Below are 20530 nucleotides of genomic sequence, written 5' to 3' on the forward strand. Positions count from 1 at the left end.
ACTGTCTTTCTAAGCACTTAGTTATTTTCAATAACTCATTTCTCTTGCTAATCAATATTAAATGACTTCTCGGTAGTACTTCCTGTAATAAGCCTCATATGTATAGACAGATTCAATCTGCTCATCCATTCTTAGACGTATATTATACTACTGAATCAACAGAACAATGTCTTGAACATTTATCTGTAGTTGTAAGTGCTTGTTAGTATGACTCATCAGAGAAAACTATAAAAATTCTTATGTATAGATTCGTGAATACTTAGGTGAGTAGGGTACAGGACAAAGCATGTGAATTCATCAATATAATTCAAGACTTTAATCAGAACATTAATCAGCTTACAGAAGTTTATGAGTAGTCTAATTATATTATGGATGAAATCTTCTTGCCTGCTACGTACTCAGAAATTTATCTTCGTATAGGCCAAATCCTCAAAGACTATTTAAATGGTGTTGTTCAGAACAAATTGAAACATAGCATCACTAAAAAACAGATAAAGAAAGAATCGCAGGTCAATTCAATCGTTCAAATATTTGAATATAAAATTTAAAGTGTTGTTAAATATGACAGAATCAACTGCTAAGCAATGTCTTCAGCGCCCAATTTATAATATGCGGGTAATGGATTCACAACAGGCATTTGAATAATGAGCTTTCATAAGATTTGAAGGCCATAGCCACACAGATTTGCGTAAACTTGTTGCTACGTAAACCGAGTAGCGATCTGATTTATACATAACTTATATTATGTTACTTGGGATACTTAGCAACGTGATGTATAATTTAAATCATCACGTTGATGAGCTGTAGCTATAAACAGTATTGTGTAGGCTACAGTATTAGATATTCTATTTAACATAATATACATTATGCGAACTCTAAATATATTGTATATATTGCAGCGCTAAAAATAGATTCGACTATTCATATCAAAATGTGTATAGATATCAATACTGGAAAAGATTGGAATTGATTATGGACAATCAAACACATCGTATTCACGCTTTTAAAAATGACGTATTAGAAAAACATGATGCTGTAGCGCTCAAGGATCTTTTACGACGTAAAGAAATATCACAAAAAGAAGTCATAGATGCCACGATTGAACGCGCCCATTCAGTTAATCCTCAATTAGATGCAATTCAATGTGAGGCATTTGAAGCTCAACGAACAAAGCCTGATTTTCGTACAGGCCAACTTTTATCCGGCATTCCTACCTTTATTAAAGATAATGTTGATTTAGCTGGATTTCCTACACAACATGGCTCAATCGCCTTTAAATCTAAAATCAAGCATAACAACGCTAAAATAACGCAACAAATTCTAGATACTGGACTTCTGGTATTAGGCAAATCAAAAATGCCTGAGTTCGGTCTAAACGCAGCTACAGAATTCCAAAATGGTGAATTTACCCAAAACCCTTGGCATACTGGCTATTCTTGTGGTGCATCTTCGGGTGGTTCCGCTGCATTGGTGGCGGCTGGTGTGGTGACGATAGCCCATGCAAATGATGGTGGCGGATCAATTAGAATTCCTGCTGCCAATTGTGGTTTAGTTGGTTTAAAACCGACCCGTGGGCGTTTCCATGCAAATGATGCATCAAAACACTTACCTATTGACTTAATTTCAGATGGTGTTGTGACCCGGTCTGTAAGAGATACAGCCTATTTTTTTGCAGAAATGGAAAGACAATTTAAACCAAGCAAACTGCCAGAATTAGGTCTAGTTTCACGTGCAAGTGATAAGAGACTTAAAATTGCCGTTGTTTTAGATTCATTACAGACTCAAACAGATATAGAGACTCGTAATATCGTACTTAAAACGGCTAAGATCCTTGAAAGTAATGGTCATGTTATAGAAGAATTAGAACTTCCCATTCCAGATTCATTTGTAGATGATTTCAGCTATTACTGGGGATTTTTATCATTTATGCTGAAAAATCTGGGCAAGCCATTGTTTGGAAATGACTTTAAACATAATAAACTTGATCACTTAAGCTTAGGATTAGCTGACTTATATAAAACTAATTTTTATAAAACCCCTTTTTTCATACATCGATTAAAAAAAATTCAACACATTTACAGTACGATCTTCAATCAATACGATGTGATTCTATCCCCTGTCCTTGCACATATTTCCCCTAAAGTTGGCTATTTATCACCGACCCTGGAGTTTGATGATCTCTTTGAACGGCTGAGACATTATGTTGCGTTTACACCAATACAAAATATTGCAGGTGCGCCGGCAATTTCATTGCCGATGGGACTTACTGAAATGGATAAAAGACCAATTGGAATTCAGCTGTCTTCAAATTTAGGAGCTGAAAAAGTTCTCATCGAACTGGCTTATGAACTTGAACAGTCTCAAGCATTTCCGTGTATTTATGATTGAAAAATATGCTATTTATCTGTGCAAATCACTTAATCTATTGAAGTTTTGAGTGTTTATGATGGCGTCACAATCAAAGATTTAATTTACGAAAAATTTACTGCTCGAATTATAGGTGCAAGTGACTTTAGTATGGATATTCAAAGTGAGTAAAATTCAAATGGCGATCGAGTCAATGTTATTCTTTCAGGAAAGTTCCTGCCTTATAAAAGCTATGAATATCTATGAAAGTTAACATAACAAAAAATCCCGCACTAGTACGGGATTTTTAAATTTGATACTTTTTAAAATTAACGTTTCATTGCAGAACGAAAAACGATATCGCATTTACCAGGAATATTTTTCCCATCAACTTTCGCCACGACTGCTGTATTTTTCACTTTTCCTTTACATGCATTTTGAATCGCTGGGTCACGCATTAAACCTCGATCCAAGCCATTCGATTGATTTGCTTTAAATCCGATTTGACAGGTTCCTTCGAGTGTACGATCCCCTATTTTTTGACTCACCCTGGTATTAATCGCTTTACCTTGGCAAAGCTTAGTGGTATCAGGACGTTTGGTATTGTCATGGGCACTGGCATTAAAGGCTGTGAATGTCATAAGTAGTGTTATAAGGACAATGTTTATATTCTTCATGATGAACTTCTTGTGAGTGATATTGATTATCATTTGTAAATATACAGTTCAATAATGGAGAAAAATGAAAGATTAATAAAAATTTATTCTTAATTTAGATTTATAGATTTGATCATGTATTAAATTTTTAAAATAAATATGAGTAAAACTAAATTTTTTGTATATATCTAGATATACGCAGTTTCAATCAAACTGAGTCTTAATCTCACTTTACGTTTAGAGATCTGTTTCATAAAAAATTTTTACATAAAAAGCTCACGATCAGTAAAGGTCTTTATAAAGACATTATTCATAAAATTCCCTCCTCCTAACTTCCTCCCAAAGCAAGAAGGAACTTTTACATCTCTATGTATGACCACTTAATTTCATAATTATCTGTCAAATATCTGTCAAATCGATAGAGCTTTCAATACAGCCTTATTTAGGCTTTGCTCAACTTAATTTATTCACCCATTTTAACGGTAAAATTTTCATTGCAAATCCTATAGGGTGCCAAGGCCATTTAGGAACATAGGCTTTAGCCGGTGCTTTTTCTATTTCCGTTGCAAGAAGTCTTGAACCTGTTTCCACATCCACTTCAAAGGGAAGCTTTTGAGCACCCTCATTAATTGCCGTTCGAATATAACCAGGGAAAATTGTACTCACTTGAATCGGAGTGTTGAGTAATTCTGCTCGAATCCCCTCTGCTAGATATGCAATCCCTGCTTTACTTGCGGCATAGGCAGTTAAATGTTTCGGCATGCCTCGCATTGCGCTCATAGAGGAAATCACCACCAAGTGACCCCTATTTTGTTCTCGAAATATTTCAACAGCAGCCTCACATTGCGCAAGTGCTGATATAAAGTTGGTTTCGACGGTGGCTCTATTGATCGCAAAATTTCCTTTTCCAATTCTACGCCCTTCGCCCACACCAGCATTCACAATGATACGATCGATATGACCAAAATCTTGTTTAAATTCCGAAAAGACGTCAAAGACCTGATCGTAATCAGTCACATCCAATGTCTTCGCAATCACTTGAATGCCATAACGTTTCTCTAATTCCTGCTTTAATGTCTCTAAACGGTCTAAACGACGTGCACAAATAGCCAAGTTATAGCCTTTTTGTGCAAATTCGCGCGCCATGCCTTCACCAATCCCTGAACTGGCACCTGTGATTAAGATTATTTTGCTCATATCCATCCCTTTTATTTTCGACTTGTCTTTTGAGTTGTCTTTTGAAATGTCTTTTGACTTGTTTGTTTATGAATATCGACTTCTCTAATGGGCTTTAGATCCAAGTTAAAAGTTGAGCGTCATAAGCTTTAATAAAGTGATGCTCATTTAAACTTAAAAGTTGCGGCTCATTTCCGACCAGTCTAAGTGTCGTAAAACTCGCATTCGCAATTGCCCAGTTGAGTGCAAAGGTTTTATCTGGATTAAGTTGCAACATTTTTCCTGTTGCAACTGAAACAACTCCGCCAGAGGTAAAGATCACAGCATAACGTGGTTTGATTTTGGACAACTCATCACATAAGTTTTGTAAGGCATTTTCTACGCGAGTTTTAAAATCAGGCCATGATTCATCATATTCGTGATGAAACTCTCCGCCTGTCCAACGACCAATTGCACCTTCAAAAATTTTGGATAAATATGCTCTAGGATTCTCTTCTTTCTCTACATCTTCTCGAAGTAAATGCGGCTGATTAAAACGTGGCTCATAGTGAGCAAAGACTTGTTGATGATTAAATTCATTCCAAGCAGCGTTGGTCACTATTTTAGATTCAGGAAAACTTTCAGCTAAAGCTAAATTTGCCGTTTGTTGATGTCGTTGCATCGAACCAGCCACGACATAAGGTTCTTCTTTTAAAATCTGTTTAAAATAGCGACCTAAAATTTGAGCTTGCAGCTCGCCATTTGGAGAAAGTTTATCGTAACTTTCAGCGCCAAAAGATGCTTGTCCATGACGGACTAAATAAATGGTGGTCATTTGCCTAAACGCTCTTTAAATTTTGAAATGTAGTGTTGCGCCGTTTCATTGCTTTCAATCTTATGCCGACCGATTAATTTTAAAGCGCGCATATGAATCGCGTGGATCACAATCCAAAAATCTTTAAATGCAGGATTTTTAGTTTGCTTATTATAATAACGGTAGTAAATTTGCTGTGCGATCACCGCTAAACGGAATAGACCGAACACCTCATAAAAAGTCCAATTATTTGTTTGAATACCTGTTTTTTCTAAATAGTAATCTACGACTTGTTGCCGTGTCAGCATTCCTTTTAAATGCGTGGGTTGGCGCCGTGTATTTTTAAATATTTGATTGTCTGTATCTTCAACCCAATACGCCAATGCTGAACCCAGATCCATAAGTGGATCACCTATGGTCGCCATTTCCCAGTCTAAAACGCCAATAATTTCAGTCGGATTTTCTGGATCTAAAATAACATTATCAAAACGCCAATCATTATGAATTATGCAACTTTGATGGTCCTCTGGGATATGTTCTTTTAACCATGTTCGAACATAACGAAATGAAGGTACATTTAAGGTTTTGGCTTTCACGTAACGAGCATCCCAACCTTCAACCTGACGACGACAATAGCCTTCGCCTTTACCTAATTTTTCAAGTGCTGTGCCTTGATATGGAACTTGATGTAGTTCAATGAGCTTATCAATTAGATTTAAGCACAGTTGGTTAACTTGTTGTTCACCAAATTTCAACTCAGGCGGCAGTTTTGCACGTGGAATAATGCCTTCTATCCGATGCATCACGTAGAAGTCACAACCGATTATATTTTGATCCTGACACAGTGCGACCATTTTAGGCAGAACAGGAAAATGGGAAATCAGATTCTTTTGGACTTCATATTCACGAGCCATGTCATGAGCAGACTTGGCTTTTGTTCCTTTGGGCGGTCGCCTTAAAATCAGGTCAACATTCGAGTATTTTAAACGATAGGTCCAGTTAGATGCTCCACCAGAAAACTGAGTTACTTCAGCTTCACCTTGCAGTTCAACACCTTGTGTATTTAACCATTTTTCAACAGCCTGTATATCAAGTTCTTCGCCGTCTCGAACTGTTCCACCCAAATCAATCACTGACATCTTTTATCCTATTCGCTTAATCTGGTTAATATAACTTAAGCTTTATTAATCAACGTTTATCAAATAACCTACAACTTATCCAAATCTGTCTTTTGAAATGAGCATATTAAAAAATAATCTTTTTAAATGAATTCAGATCAATTTATTCATAAAATTCTTTCATCAGCATTTTCACACATAAAATGCATCTTCATTATTCCCTTACCCTAGCCTCATCTCACAGAGATAAGATATTTTTGCGTATGCAATTTATTAGCACCCAATGAACTTTTTTATTTTATGAAAGACGATTAGCTTCATCTTGAATCCATTTAATTGATTTCATCACATCATCTATTTATAACACGACCAGAGCATGCCAGCACATTTAAACATCGCTATAAATGCTGACTATAAACAAATAAATTCCTTATTTTTTATGGCGTTGAGAATAGCCACGTTTGGCTAATTCTAATTTAGCAATCATCGCTTTATGCACTTCATCTGGACCATCCGCTAAACGCAGCGCTCGAGCCTGCGCAAAAAAACTTGTCAGAAAAGTATCTCTAGATAAGCCTGCCCCACCATGAATTTGTATGGCCATATCTACGACCATCTCAAGTACTTTCGGCGCCACAACTTTAATTGCAGAAATTTCAGTGAGTGCAGCCATATTACCCAATGTATCCATTTTATAGGCAGCATATAGTGTTAACAGTCTAGCTTGATCGATCGCTACTCTTGCTTCAGCGACACGTTCAAGGTTACCACCTAGTTTTAAAATTTCTTTGCCAAAAGCAGTGCGTTGCATGCCACGATCTATCATCAGTTCTAAGGACTTTTCAGCAGCACCAATACATCGCATGCAATGATGTATGCGACCAGGGCCTAATCGACTTTGCGCAATTTCAAAACCTTGACCCGCTCCCCCAATAAAATTTTCTACAGGTACACGTACATTATCGAAACTCACTTCGCCGTGCCCATGCGGAGCGTCATAGTCTCCAAATACAGGAAGCATTCTTTCAATTTTCACACCAGCTGTTTCAATCGGTACTAAGACCATCGAATGTTGATGATGTCGATCTTTAGTATTGTCTGGTGTATGAGCCATGAAAATAATGATTTTTGCATTTGGATCGCCTAAGCCTGATGACCACCATTTACGTCCATTCAATACAATCTCGTCACCCACGACGATGGCTGTTGCCTGCATATTGGTTGCATCTGATGATGCGACATCAGGTTCAGTCATACAAAAAACCGAACGAATTTTTCCATCGAGTAATGGCATAAGCCATTGTTGTTTTTGTTGTTCCGTACCAAACCGCCAAAGTAATTCCATATTACCGCTGTCAGGTGCATTACAATTAAAAATTATTGGTGCAAGTAAACTACGACCTGTGAGTTCAGCGATATATGCATACTCTTGCACAGTTAAACCTTGACCCAGTTTTTCATCAGGCAAAAACATATTCCAAAGCCCTGCTGTTTTTGCTTTGGTTTTTAAAATTTCTAATTGTGCTGGCCACTGCCATTTGGTCCAATCTGATCCAATATTGGATTGATGTACTTCATTCCAAAAATCAGCTTCAATTGGCTCAATTTCATTTTCAATAAATTTTTTGATTCGTTCTACAAAATTTTGTGCATGTGCTGTCAGTTGAAACATATTTTTATTCCTTAAATACCGTATGAAAGAGTCAAAGCTCGTAGCCTGACTTTAAGATCCGTGGCATTCATTTATTTCTTTAATGCTTTACAACACAATAGCCTGAAAACTATTATGAATAAAATGATTTTATTAAATAGATAACTATGAATAATATTCATAAAAATGAGCACTTGGATGTAGGTTTATTTCCACGTATAGATATCAATTTATATCCACTTTTTATCGCGATTTTTGAGCATCACAGTATTAGTGATACTGCTGATATTTTTTGCATCAGCCAATCCGCTGTCAGTCATGCGCTTCAACGTCTAAGACGACAAATGAATGATGAGCTGTTTATTCGTTCTGGCAAAAAAATGCGTCCCACGCCGTTTGCTGAACAAATTTATCCTGTGATCAAAACGGCATTGATGTCGATTCAAAATATTGCTCAGCAACAAAACAATTTTGATCCAAAACTGATTAAAAGTTTAAAAATAGCGATACATGATGAAATCGAACCGATCATCCTGCCTAAAATAATTAAACATTTTCAGTTGCTTGACTTAGATATTCAATGTGAAAGTATTAAACTCAATCGCAAAACAATCGAGGCCGATCTCGCAACGCAACAAATTGATTTCGCAATTGATCTTGAACAAAATCTAGGTGAAAAAGTTAGTTTTTATCCTTTAGTAAGTGACCAATTTATGCTGTGTACACAGCATAAAAAAATGAGTTTAGACATTTATTTAGCATCACCACACATTGGGGTCTCTTCCCGTAGGACGGGTATTTTAATTGAGGATTTATATCTTCATAAAAAGGAGATGACACGAAATATAAAATTTAGATGTCAGCATTACTCAACAGCGCTACAAATATTAGAACAATATCCAGAGCTTATATTAACGATTCCCAACAGTATTTTGTCTCATATGTCTGTTTCAAAAAATTTAAATGTTTTTGAATTTCCTATTTCTGTCCCTTCTATGAATTTGGGTATGTATTGTTATAAATATTTAAATGGAAATTTTAGGCATGAGTTTTTAAAAAATAAAATCAAAGAAGTTTTTGCTTAGGCTATTAATGTGGTGAAGCTTAATTTGCTTAGGCTATTTTAATCACTAATAAGTTTTATTCTTAGTAAATCATGAATTTAATTAAAGTCTATTTGCTGTTTATTTAGACATTACTTAGTCTTAATTCAAGTAAAATATAGTTGAACTTTCTCACATATTAAATGCTCTTCGAGTATTCGCTCTCTTCCTTATGTTTTCTAATTTACCTGCAAGCTGGCTGATCTGTATTGGCATGGTCTTATGCCTTATTTTGTTGCTGTTGATTCGTAAAATTCGAATTGCACTCATGCGCTATTTTAAGCCCTTCAAAAAAGGCAAAACATATTGGTGTAAAGTCATTGCAGTGAGTGATGGAGATACCCTCACCTGCTATCGTTTGAATTTACGGCGCTCTCAAACCAAATTACGTTTTGCTTATATAGATGCTCCGGAGTCGACACAAAGTTACGGCGCAGAGTCGAAGCGTTTAGTCAAAAAAATGGTTTATCGCAAATTTGTCCGAGTAAAAATTACCGATATTGATCGCTATGGCCGTTGTGTCGGCGTAATTTATCGCTTTAGACGTAATATCAATGAAGAGATGGTTAAACGTGGCGCTGCTTGGGTTTATGAAGAATATATTAAAGACCCCAAACAACGTAAACATATGATCAGTCTTCAATCTAAAGCGTCAAAGAAAAAAAAGGGATTGTGGCGTGCAAATCGCCCTATTCGACCAAGTTTGTATCGAAAAAATGGTCAATAATCCTCAATACAACCACTGATCAGTTTGATTATTTAATGACTTGAATCATTTTTCGAATAGGCGTAAATTGGCATTAATTTAGTTACCTTGGTTAACTATTATGCCATCTCCTTTAAAATTCCGAACCTTGCTACTCCGTTGCTCTCGATTAATGAGCGACGAGTACAATGTGATTTTGCTACCACATCAGTTGAATTACTCCCTGTGGCAAGTGCTTTATATCATTCAAGAACAAATAGAAATCACTTCAATCGACATTGCTCAATATCTCAATGTTTCAAAACCTTCGATCGCCAAGCGTATACACGTTTTAATCGGTTTAGAACTGATTGAACAAGTAAATACGGTCGATAAGCGTCAAAAGAAATTGAAATTATCTCAGCATGGTCAAATCCTCTATCAAACATGTTCTGAAAAAATTGATTTATTCGAAAAACAACTTTTAATGAAGATAGCGCCTGTAGATCTTAAGCAAAGCACAGACATGCTTACTCAGCTTCTCGATCACTTGGAACATAAATCTACGGGAGCGAAACCATGATTGATGCAAATAAACTATGGACTCGCAATTTCATTTTGGTGAGTTTGATTAATTTCCAATTGGTATTAACGTTTTATCTCTTAGTTGTCGTCATTGTCGGCTATGCAATGGCAGAAATGAATGCCACTTCAGCGCAAGCGGGTTTGATTTCGGGACTTTTCATTGTCGGTACTTTGCTTGGCCGTTTATTGGTGGGGAAATTTCTTGTCTATTTCGGACGGAAAACCACCATGATTGTTGGCCTAGTTGGATTTTTTCTATTTTCACTGCTGTATTTTATTGATCTGAGTATTGGGTCACTCTTGTTTGTGCGCTTTATGCATGGCTTTATGATGGGGATTGCGGCAACCGTCTTTGGTACTATTATTGCCCAGATTTTACCTGTGAGTCGACGCGGCGAAGGGATTGGCTATTTCAGTATGAGCAGCACATTAGGAACTGCAATCGGCCCATTTCTTGGCATATGGATGATGTTGCATGTGGGTTATGACGCAATCTTTATTTTATCAAGTACGATTGCCCTCTCCTGTTTGATCGTATCTTTATGTATTCAAGTTCCTAATATTCCATCGCCATCACAACGTTTAGAAAACAAAGATCCTGTTTCAAAATCGAGCTTCATCTCGCAATATATTGAAAAAAAAGCCATTCCTATTTCTTTGATCATGTTATTTGCGTCCTTGTTTTACTCAGGAGTTTTATCTTTTATCAATTTTTACGCCAAAGAAATTGATCTCGTTCAGGCTGCGTCTTTGTTCTTTTTGATGTATGCCATTGCGATTCTGATTTCTCGACCTTTTACAGGACCTTTAATGGATCGTAAAGGCGAAAATATCATTATGTACCCCGCTTTTATGATCATGTCTCTTGCTTTTTTTCTATTGAGTATCGCACAGACACCAACCATGTTATTGGTTTGCGCAGGCTTGCTTGGCTTGGGTTACGGTAATATTCAATCGATCTGCCAAACAGTGGCTGTAAAAAGTACCTCATTGGAACGAATGAGTTTTGCGACATCAACCTATTTTATTTTCTTAGATGCAGGCCTCGGCTTTGGTCCTTATTTTTTAGGGATGACCTTAGATTTTATCAGTTACCAGCAATTGTATTTATATAGTGCTATCGGCAGTTTACTGTGCATTGGCTTGTACTACCTATTGCATGGTCGTCATACTAGAAAATCGAATAGATCTTTAGCTGCATAACTTACTTTAAGTCAGCTTATTTCTAATTATTTGTTCACTTCAAGATTTCAGTGCAATAAGAACAAATAAAAGAAGTAATAAAACATGATAAAAAAGCGCTCAATTTGAGCGCTTTTTTAAACTTGCGACACTCTAACTATTTTGTTCGAACATAAAAGTAAATAATGAGCGAATCAAACATATAAAATTTATTTAAAGACTTTAAAACGTGCTGCATCATCCATGTAGCCTTTGTCTCCAGCTTCTGCTTCTACAGAACCAAATACCAATTGAGCACGTAATTTCCAATGTGCTGGTACCTCCCATTCTGCATGAACCTGTTCATCCACAATTGGGTTGTAATGCTGTAGTGATGCACCTACACCGTTTGTGTGTAATGCAGACCATACCGAAAACTGAGCAATTGCTGTTGAATGTTCAGCCCAAATTGGAAAATTCTCTGCGTATGATGGGAACTGCTCTTGTAGACCAGCAACAGTATCCATATCTTCAAAAAACAATACCGTACCTACGCCAGCTGCGAAGCTGTCCATTTTGGCACTGGTTTTGGCTGCAGATGCTTCATCTTTTGCATAAGACTTGAGTTTTTCTTTTACCAAGCCCCAGAACTTTTCATGTTCAGCATTAAATAGAATAACGGCACGTGAAGACTGCGAATTAAACGATGATGGACTTTGTTTAATCGCATTTTGAATTAAATCGGTTAAATACTCTGTAGATTGCTCAACATTCTTACCAATTGCATAAATTGTACGGCGCTTGTTAATTAAATCTAAAAACTGATTCGACATTATTTGAAATCCTTTGGTATTTCCTCGGGGAAATACAACACCTAGCGAAATAATTGGTTAGAAAACCTAAAGTGTTGTTTATAAATTCAACACATTAAGATTAATCTCGTTCTACATTAAGCATAATTCAGAACAAAATTCAGACTAAGCACCATTTAATTTAAAGCTTCTATTACACTTGACGCTTCAACTGATTTAATATTAAACAAATCAATGCTGTATTAACGATTCTTTTAAATTAGAGCTTTAATCTTCATATAAAAAATCCTCCAAAGAAGGAGGACTTAGACATCATATAAAAGCTTGTTAAATTAGAGCTTTGCTTCTTTAGAACTTTGCTTCTAATACATTCGCTTGAATCTGACCTTTCCACAGCTCGCGTAAGGTTGGTAAATAGAACTTCTCACCCAACTCAACCAATTCGGCATCAATCAAAGCATGGACTTCGTGCTTGAACAAATAATCTAGTTCTACACTGCTTAAACGTGGCTGTTCTTTGGCAAATTTTTTACGTTTCTGCTGCGCTTTTTTGACCAATTGATCTGCAAAATTACGCGTTTTGAATTTAGCAATCGTATTTAAACGCAGTTCAATGACACCCCAACCACTTAACAGCAACTTAAATTTATCAAAATCACTGGTGGTTGATTCCCAAGTCATTTCTTCCAAATTCTCATCTGAAGGCAGCACAGGAAGTAAAAGCTCCATTACACTTGGAAAGATCTTTTTAAAATTCAAAATAAATTTAACAGGATGCTCGCCTGGGTAATCCTTAAATTGCACTTTTTTCTGAACATCTGTTAAATAAATATCAAGCATAGGTAAATCATCAGCAAATTAATTTCTTTGTATATTGTACGCACTTATGCAGAAGATAAAAACCGCTGATGATTGATCGATGAATACTTAGCCAAGCATCCATCGATTTTAAATTTGAAAATAATGAATTGACTACTTCGCGTTGGCTGAAACCATATTCTCAGGAATCACCACGGCGTCGAACTGCTCAGCTGTAACTAAATTCAACTCAACAGCCACCTGCTTCAACGTTTTGCCTTCTTTATAAGCAGTTTTAGCCACTTTGGCCGCATTTTCATATCCAATAACAGGATTAAGCGCAGTCACCAACATTAATGAGTTATGGAGGAAATAATCAATCTTCTCTCGATTTGGCTCAATACCCACGGCGCAATGATCATTAAAACTATTACATGCATCGCCTAACAATTGAATAGATTGCAAGAGGTTATAAGCAATCACCGGCATAAACACATTCAGTTCAAAGTTGCCAGAGGCGCCTGCAACATTAATCGTGGTGTCATTACCCAATACTTGAGCGACCACCATCGTCATTGCTTCACTTTGAGTCGGATTGACTTTACCGGGCATAATACTTGAACCAGGTTCATTTTCAGGAATACGGATCTCTCCGAAACCACAACGTGGACCACTGGCCAACCAGCGAATATCATTGGCGATCTTATTTAAACTTGCAGCTAATGTCTTTAATGCTCCTGACGCAAATACCGCTGCATCACGCCCTGCGAGTGCTTCGAATTTATTCGGAGCAGTGACAAAAGGCAGACCTGTTAACGTTGCCAATTGTTCAGCAGCTTGGACCGCATAGTCAGGATGTGCGTTTAAACCTGTACCTACAGCCGTTCCGCCCAAAGGAAGCTCATATAAGCCTTCTAAAGCGTATTGCAGACGTTTTAAACCATGATCAAGCTGTGAGACATAACCACTGAACTCTTGGCCCAAAGTTAAAGGCGTTGCATCCTGTAAATGTGTACGACCAATTTTAACAATACTTGAAAATTCTTGCGCTTTGGCATCTAAGGTATTTCTGAGCTGTGTTACCGCAGGAATTAATAACTCATTGATCTGCAAGCTTGCCGCCACATGAATTGCGGTTGGAAATGAATCATTGGTCGATTGTGCACGGTTCACATGATCATTCGGATGCACAGGCTTTTGTGCCCCTAAAGGATTTCCAAGTTTTTGGTTGGCAATATTCGCAATCACTTCATTGCAGTTCATATTGCTTTGAGTGCCTGAACCTGTTTGCCAAACCACTAGTGGAAATTGATCGTCCCATTGTCCTGCAATAACTTCTTCTGCTGCACCAACAATATATTGCGACAACTCTTGCGGAATTTGATTCAGTGCAGCATTGGTGATTGCCGCTGATTTTTTAACTAAGCCCATACCCCGAATCATTGCGCGCGGTAAACGCTCTCCACCAATTTTAAAGTTTTGCAAACTACGCTGTGTTTGAGCGCCCCACATTGCTTCGCTGGGTACTTCTACATCGCCCATCGTGTCATGTTCAATACGTGTTTGCATTCTTCACCTCTCATCCATTTCATTTTTTAAGTCAGCTTTAACGCTAAACTTTTATCCATACTAATCAAAATAATCATAAATGTAAATAATTCTCATTTGCAAATATTCATATGTGATAAGGATTTATCGCATAACTACTCTGACATCTTATCGTATATTCTCTATACAAAATATTTTTCAACTCTTTGAATCTTAACATTCAACCCTGAGGTGATTTAATTAAAGAATTTTTATAGAAACGCCACTCGTCTTGAATCATCTGTTCAATCGATCGCTTGGCTTTCCAATTTAATATTTGCAATGCTTTTTGACTCGATGAACCCACTTGATCTAATTCTTCAAATGCATACACGGCGTTTATGGTTTTAATTTTTGACTGAGTCACTTTTTCAATTTCTTTGATCAAACTTAAAATGGACAGCGGCTCTCCTGAGATATCAAAGCTTTCACAGATACCAGAATGCTGTTGAAGCCAATATAAACTGGCATGCACGGCCTCACAGACATCAATGACGTGTACAAAACTTCGTTCTACAGTTTGATCAGCCGTATCCGCGTTTTGTTGTAGTTCGATCACATCGCGTTGCATCGCAGCAACTTGAAGTGCAAGAGGTACAATATTCTTAGGTAATGGCTGTATAAACTCACCTAAAACCCCATGTTCAAATGCACCAACCACATTACTTATTCTTAAAATGGCAATATTCCAATCATTATCTGTCTTTACAGTATCTCGAATGATTTCTTCAATCATCTGTTGCGATTTTATATAAGGGTTTGGATTGGCAAAATTAAAAGGCAACTCTTCGTGTAGATCTAAACTGGATGTCCCGTAAACCGCTAAACTTGAAAAATGAACCAAATTGCGTACGCCTGTACGTTGCATAGCGCGCATCAGACTCATGATGCAACTCACATTATCATTATAGTATTCGAGTGGCTTAAGCTTTGATTCTTCTATCGACTTAAAACCGGCTGTATGAATAACTGCATCAATAGAGTATTGCTCAAACACTTTATTTAATGCAGGTGTATTACGTACATCAAGTTTTACAAAAGGCACATACATTCCTGAAATGTACTCAAGGCGCTCTAAAGTTTGTAAGCTGGAATTGACTAAATTATCCACAATGACCACTTCTTGACCATGAGCCAACAAGCTTAAAACGACATGTGAGCCTATAAAGCCTAATCCACCAGTCACTAAAATCATTGTTTAGATACTCCTTATAGTAATCAGCAGCTTATATTTAATGGATGTACTTGATATGTATGGAATAACTTAACCACAGACAATATAAGCAAAAACCGACTCAAAATTTCTCTTGAGTCGGTTAATCTGCAAGGTCATTATAACTTCATGTTAAATGTTAAGAATATTTTATGTGTTGCAGTTATAGTTATTAACTGTATTTCATTTACGACAAAAACATCAATTTTAGTGTGAGTTAGCCTAAAAAGCTTTTAACAAAAATTGGTGCTGACCTCGATAATAAGATTTCAGACCTACTACCTATAGCTAATCACCTAATTCCATTCGAATCTTTGATGTAAGGAGGTGAACGGACCTGTGAAGAAGGCTTTAAAGTTGATAGTTAATTTTTGAGTGACTTCCAAAATACACTTAGTCTGGATAAAATATTAATGGATGTGAAATTATAGATTAAGCTATGTCTTTGACTTGAGCACTCAAGAAAAATATGTGTAAAACCTAACTTTTTAGTTACGCCGTTTAAAATTGGGATTTAATAATTGTTCCTTTTAAGTTCAATAACAACCACTATTTAAGAAATTATTTATTGAAATATATGGCAATTATCTAGAATTTAATACTTCTAAAAGGTATGAAAGATTTATGAAATTCTAAAGCGATTTGATTTAATAGATAACGCAGTTGATTTATATAAAGATAGGCTTTGTTGCACAAAGCTATTCCTAAAGGCTTCTTTAGCAATATAATTTCCAAATGAAGAAGCCTGCATCCAAAATCTATCGCACAACGAATTGGCCCTCTTATAACCAAGCTCTAATCAAGCGAGGAAATATTTCAATTTGGTTCGATCCTCAGACTCAATGGTATGCTCAGCCACAAGCTAAGCATGGAAGAAATCAAACCTATTCTGATACAGCGATTCAGTGCTGTTTGATGATCAAATCTATCTTTCGCCTTTCTTTGCGTATGGTCACAGGCTTTGTGCAAAGCCTTATTCAACTTAGTGGGTTAAGTTGGACAGCACCGGATTATTCCACACTTTGCAGACGACAAAAGCAGATTGATATTGCGATCAGCTATCAAAAAAGTCATGAAGGACTACATCTATTGGTAGACTCAACTGGCTTTAAGTTTTTAGGCGAAGGTGAATGGAAACGCAAGAAACATCAGCCTGAATATCGTCGGCAATGGCGTAAACTGCACATTGGTATAGATGCTAAAACCTTACAAATACGAGCTGTACAGCTCACAACAAATAATGTCAGTGACTCACAAGTCTTAGATGATCTGCTGAATCAAATCCCATCTGATGAACGCATTGATTCTGTCTATACCGATGGAGCATATGACACGAAATTGTGTAGACAAGTGATTTCAGATCGTCATGCACATGCCGTAATTCCTCCAAGAAAAAATGCAAGGCCATGGAAAGATAAGCAATTGGGATCTTTAGAGAGAAATGAATTATTGAAAACAGTCAAACGTCTAGGAAGAGCGCTGTGGAAAAAGTGGTCTGGTTATCATCGACGTAGTTTGGTCGAAACTAAGATGCATTGCATCAAATTATTGGGCGATAAACTCAGTTCGAGAAACTTTCAAAGCCAAGTCAATGAAATCCATGCACGTATAGCCGTGTTAAATAAATTTACAGAATTAGGTCGCCCTCACACCCAAGTTGTCACTTAAATTTGTGCAGCTTAGGAAAGATCAGTCTTTAAAATCTTTATGCAACAAAGCCATAAAGATATATAAAATTTTATTTAAAATATGGAAATACAATGATTGAAAAAAATTTAGCTGATACACGACCTGCCAAAGATTACCTAGTTAATGGCATAACAAAAGATGTAACAATTGAAGAATGTATCTTTGATTTAATTGATAATTCAATTGATGCATATCCACTTCACACTGATATAATTATTTCTGATTATAAAAACTATACTATCAATCTGAATATAAAGAAAAACCTATTTTCCATTCTTGATAGTGGAAAAGGAATTCAGCGTGAATTATTAAAAACTGATACTTTGAGATTCGGTACTAAAACTATTCATCACTCTACAAGTATTGGTTATTATGGAATTGGATTAAATCGAGCGATTTTTAAATTAGGAAGAGAGATAAATATTGTAACAGAAACTACTCTTGAAAGATCTTCTCTTAAATTGGATGTCTCAAGCTTTCTAAAAGATAATGATAATTGGTCTCTTCCGATAGCCGTTGAGAAGATAAGTAAGCAAACAGGTACATTCATTGAAATAAAAAAGTTAAATGATGATGTAAATATTTGCTTTGCAAATAACGAATGGTTAGATGATTTAAAAAATGAAATTGCTTTAAGATATTCTGAATTTATTAACAAAAATCTTATCATTAACGTAAATGAAAAGCCTATAGATAAAGTTAATACATCTATAAGAATAACTAGTGATTTTAAAAAACTTAAAGAAGATTTTACACATAAAAATATCAGAATAATTATTGAAGCTGGGCAAAGTTCTCAACACTTTTTTACTTATGAAAAAAGTTATAATAAAGAAAAAAATGCCACCTTAAATGAGTCTGGATGGTTTGTGTACTGTAATGACCGAGCTGTCAAATTATTTGATAAGACATCAGATACTGGGTGGGCCTCAAAAGTACATTCACAACATACTGGTTTTATTGGTAGAGTTTTTTTTATTGGCAATGCAGGTATCTTACCTTGGAATACAAGTAAAACTGATATCGATTTAAATAATGAAGTTTATAAAAAAATTTTAGAGACCATGACGAGTTTTTTTAATTTATGGAAATCGCACACTTATAAGGTATTAAAAAAAGGCTATAGACCTATAACTGAAGAAAATCCTTTGAGCGAAGATCTTTTTGGCGATTATAAGCAAGATCAACAACAGCAAGATCAACAGCAGCAAGATCAACAGCAGCAAGATCAACAGCAGCAAGATCAACAACAGCAAGATCAACAGCAGCAAGATCAACAGCAGCAAGATCAATCAGAAACAGAAGATAATTCATTCGAAGCTGGTAAAGTCTCAGATGATTTTTATGAATATGATCCTAATTATACTGCCCCAACTCACATAACTGATTATGAGTATTTATTCGAAAATAAAAAAGCGAAAATTCCTTTTTTCATCCCTGATGAAGAGGTTAAGCTAAGAAGTCTTTTAGCTGAACTTATAAAAATTAGAATTTCTGCTTTACCGATTGCAACTCTAATGTTAATGAGGGCATTTATTGAATTGAGTTGTCAACACTATAGTAAGAAATTTAGTGTAGATATAAAGTTAAAGAAGCCTTCATTAGCTCAAACTGTCACGCGTTGTCTTAATAAGATGGAAGAAAAGAATCATCTGAAACTTGATAGTAGAAGAATTTCTACTTTACACGCCTTATGTAATGAACAGAAATTTGAAAAGTCTTTTCTAGCAATTCAAAATTTACAAATTACTATTCATTCGGATGATTTAATTTGGGACAAAAGATCTATTTTATCATTTTGGTATGCCATATTGCCGTTTCTTACTGCTTGCTATAACATTTCTCAAAAATAACTTGCAGAACTTTTTCAGCGACAATAGGGCTCACACTATTCCCTATTTGTCGAAAACTATGCCATTTTGTTTCATGGAAAATAAACCAATCTGGGAAGCCTTGTAATCTTGCTGCTTCCCTAGGCGTAATCACCCTTGGCTCTAAATAGTGAATGGGTCGTACTGCTTGATAACTGCCTTTATCACTTCCTGTTCCTGCCCTTAAGGTTGGGCAATACCCATCTGGCTTCAACCTAACAGATTTTGAAATTTTATCTTGTTCACCAAAGTTCAACCTCTCATATCTTTTTTCTACTTCAAATGAATGTCTTGTCCCATGGCATCCAGACACCAAATTCAATTCACGATATTTTTTTATACTCTCTTTGTCACCTATATTTAATGGAATATCACCTATCAATTTTTCAAAAAATATTTCTTTTCCAAAATCTTTTTTATTAATAGGTTGCCATGAATCTACTTCATTTAACCAAGTCGGTTCAATTTTTTGTGGTAACCCTTTCAATGCTTGCTCAACAGTTATTGACTTTAAAGCTTGCTTATAAAAATCACATTCATTTAAAGGCTTTTTAAATTTACTTTTATTTTTATGAAAACCAATAAAAAATATTCTAGTACGAATTGTAGGAGCACCAAAATCAGAGGCTTTAATTTTTATTGGATTTAACAAATCATATTTTTCTTCAACATGAGAAAGTGCAGCTTTCCTAATATCTTTATATTTATCGTTTAATATACCAGTAACATTTTCAGCTACAAAAAAATCAGGTTCTAATTCGCTAACTAAGCGAAAAAAATCATTAAAAAGATTATTTCTAGGATCTTCTAAATCTCTCTTACCCATCGTACTAAATCCTTGGCAAGGAGGACCACCAACAACTCCACTTAACTCATCTTTAGATATATTTAATTCATCCAGAAGCTCCTTACCAGTTAAATCGCGTATATTCTTTTGAAGGTGAAATGTATATGGGAAGTTTTTCATATGAGAGGCAATTGCCTGATCGTCTAACTCTACAGCTCCAATCACATTAAATCCTGCTCGCGCAGCACCTAAACTTAATCCACCAACGCCTGCAAAGAGATCAATAATTTTTAGTTCCATAGCTTATCATTCCTTCCAATGATGAGCATCATACATTTATTTATTAAAATTTACGATCGTAAGAATATTAAATGTATATTTAATCTACAGATTATTAATTAATATAAAAGCACTCTAAAATTTATTCGAAATAAATAAAAGAATAATATCATAACAATCAATATGATAGATTTTATATTATCAATAATAAAATAAAAGT

Annotated in this window: 17 protein-coding genes and 1 pseudogene; 8 read left to right on the forward strand and 10 right to left on the reverse strand. The window is 35.7% G+C overall.

Features of this window, described 5'->3' with window-relative positions; all coding sequences use genetic code 11:
• Positions 1-972 precede the first annotated feature (972 nt).
• Complete coding sequence (locus V5M36_RS08220; protein WP_338557824.1) at positions 973-2388, forward strand: amidase; 1416 nt, start codon at positions 973-975, stop codon at positions 2386-2388.
• A gap of 39 nt (positions 2389-2427) precedes the next feature.
• Positions 2428-2613: pseudogene (locus tag V5M36_RS08225) on the forward strand (cyanase); the annotation flags it as partial.
• 62 nt (positions 2614-2675) lie between these two features.
• Here V5M36_RS08225 and V5M36_RS08230 read toward each other — a convergent pair.
• The 5 genes from V5M36_RS08230 to V5M36_RS08250 form a co-directional block, all read right to left on the reverse strand.
• A complete protein-coding gene (locus V5M36_RS08230) occupies positions 2676-3023 on the reverse strand; it encodes a hypothetical protein (protein WP_338557825.1) in 348 nt (115 codons plus the stop codon).
• Positions 3024-3455: 432 nt separating this feature from the next.
• The gene (locus V5M36_RS08235) at positions 3456-4199 is read right to left on the reverse strand and encodes an SDR family oxidoreductase (protein ID WP_338557827.1); all 744 of its coding nucleotides are present in this window, start codon (positions 4197-4199) and stop codon (positions 3456-3458) included.
• Between the two features lie 94 nt (positions 4200-4293).
• Positions 4294-4992 (reverse strand): histidine phosphatase family protein, encoded by a 699-nt coding sequence (locus tag V5M36_RS08240; RefSeq protein ID WP_338557828.1) that lies wholly within the window; start codon positions 4990-4992, stop codon positions 4294-4296.
• The gene (locus V5M36_RS08245) at positions 4989-6110 is read right to left on the reverse strand and encodes a phosphotransferase family protein (RefSeq protein ID WP_338557829.1); all 1122 of its coding nucleotides are present in this window, start codon (positions 6108-6110) and stop codon (positions 4989-4991) included. Before V5M36_RS08245 ends, V5M36_RS08240 begins: the two co-directional genes overlap by 4 nt.
• Positions 6111-6519: 409 nt before the next feature.
• Positions 6520-7761, reverse strand: a complete 1242-nt coding sequence (locus V5M36_RS08250) for an acyl-CoA dehydrogenase family protein (RefSeq protein ID WP_338557830.1) — start codon at positions 7759-7761, stop codon at positions 6520-6522.
• A gap of 146 nt (positions 7762-7907) precedes the next feature.
• On the opposite strand from V5M36_RS08250, the gene V5M36_RS08255 reads away from it, so the two are divergent.
• The 4 genes from V5M36_RS08255 to V5M36_RS08270 all read left to right on the forward strand — a co-directional run bounded on the left by V5M36_RS08255 (position 7908) and on the right by V5M36_RS08270 (position 11316).
• Positions 7908-8825 carry a LysR family transcriptional regulator gene (locus V5M36_RS08255; protein ID WP_338557832.1) on the forward strand — a complete coding sequence of 306 codons (918 nt, stop codon included), beginning with the start codon at positions 7908-7910 and terminating at the stop codon, positions 8823-8825.
• Positions 8826-9015: 190 nt separating this feature from the next.
• Positions 9016-9570: a thermonuclease family protein gene (locus V5M36_RS08260; protein ID WP_338557834.1), complete on the forward strand. Its 555-nt coding sequence runs from the start codon at positions 9016-9018 to the stop codon at positions 9568-9570.
• A 100-nt stretch (positions 9571-9670) separates the two neighbouring features.
• The gene (locus V5M36_RS08265) at positions 9671-10111 is read left to right on the forward strand and encodes a MarR family winged helix-turn-helix transcriptional regulator (RefSeq protein ID WP_338557837.1); all 441 of its coding nucleotides are present in this window, start codon (positions 9671-9673) and stop codon (positions 10109-10111) included.
• Entirely contained in the window at positions 10108-11316 is a 1209-nt protein-coding gene (locus V5M36_RS08270) for an MFS transporter (protein WP_338557840.1), read from the forward strand. The genes V5M36_RS08265 and V5M36_RS08270 overlap by 4 nt, the downstream gene beginning before the upstream one ends.
• A gap of 188 nt (positions 11317-11504) precedes the next feature.
• Here the strand turns inward: V5M36_RS08270 and V5M36_RS08275 are convergent, their stop codons facing one another.
• The 4 genes from V5M36_RS08275 to V5M36_RS08290 all read right to left on the reverse strand — a co-directional run bounded on the left by V5M36_RS08275 (position 11505) and on the right by V5M36_RS08290 (position 15666).
• The gene (locus V5M36_RS08275; protein WP_338557842.1) at positions 11505-12107 is read right to left on the reverse strand and encodes a nitroreductase family protein; all 603 of its coding nucleotides are present in this window, start codon (positions 12105-12107) and stop codon (positions 11505-11507) included.
• A 327-nt stretch (positions 12108-12434) separates the two neighbouring features.
• A complete protein-coding gene (locus V5M36_RS08280; protein WP_338557845.1) occupies positions 12435-12926 on the reverse strand; it encodes a hypothetical protein in 492 nt (163 codons plus the stop codon).
• Between the two features lie 132 nt (positions 12927-13058).
• A complete protein-coding gene (gene fumC, locus V5M36_RS08285; protein WP_338557847.1) occupies positions 13059-14453 on the reverse strand; it encodes a class II fumarate hydratase in 1395 nt (464 codons plus the stop codon).
• Between the two features lie 199 nt (positions 14454-14652).
• The gene (locus tag V5M36_RS08290; RefSeq protein ID WP_338557850.1) at positions 14653-15666 is read right to left on the reverse strand and encodes an NAD-dependent epimerase/dehydratase family protein; all 1014 of its coding nucleotides are present in this window, start codon (positions 15664-15666) and stop codon (positions 14653-14655) included.
• A gap of 753 nt (positions 15667-16419) precedes the next feature.
• Here V5M36_RS08290 and V5M36_RS08295 point away from each other — a divergent pair.
• Together V5M36_RS08295 and V5M36_RS08300 are read left to right on the forward strand one after the other, a co-directional pair.
• Positions 16420-17352 carry an IS5 family transposase gene (locus V5M36_RS08295; protein ID WP_338557852.1) on the forward strand — a complete coding sequence of 311 codons (933 nt, stop codon included), beginning with the start codon at positions 16420-16422 and terminating at the stop codon, positions 17350-17352.
• A 92-nt stretch (positions 17353-17444) separates the two neighbouring features.
• Positions 17445-19226, forward strand: coding sequence for an ATP-binding protein (locus tag V5M36_RS08300; RefSeq protein WP_338557854.1), 1782 nt, complete (start codon positions 17445-17447; stop codon positions 19224-19226).
• Here V5M36_RS08300 and V5M36_RS08305 read toward each other — a convergent pair.
• Positions 19195-20331, reverse strand: coding sequence for a DNA cytosine methyltransferase (locus V5M36_RS08305; protein WP_338557856.1), 1137 nt, complete (start codon positions 20329-20331; stop codon positions 19195-19197). The genes V5M36_RS08300 and V5M36_RS08305 overlap by 32 nt on opposite strands.
• Positions 20332-20530 lie beyond the last annotated feature (199 nt).

Origin of the sequence: Acinetobacter sp. KS-LM10, from assembly GCF_036896575.1 — a bacterium.
In the GTDB taxonomy this organism is placed as follows: domain Bacteria; phylum Pseudomonadota; class Gammaproteobacteria; order Pseudomonadales; family Moraxellaceae; genus Acinetobacter; species Acinetobacter avistercoris.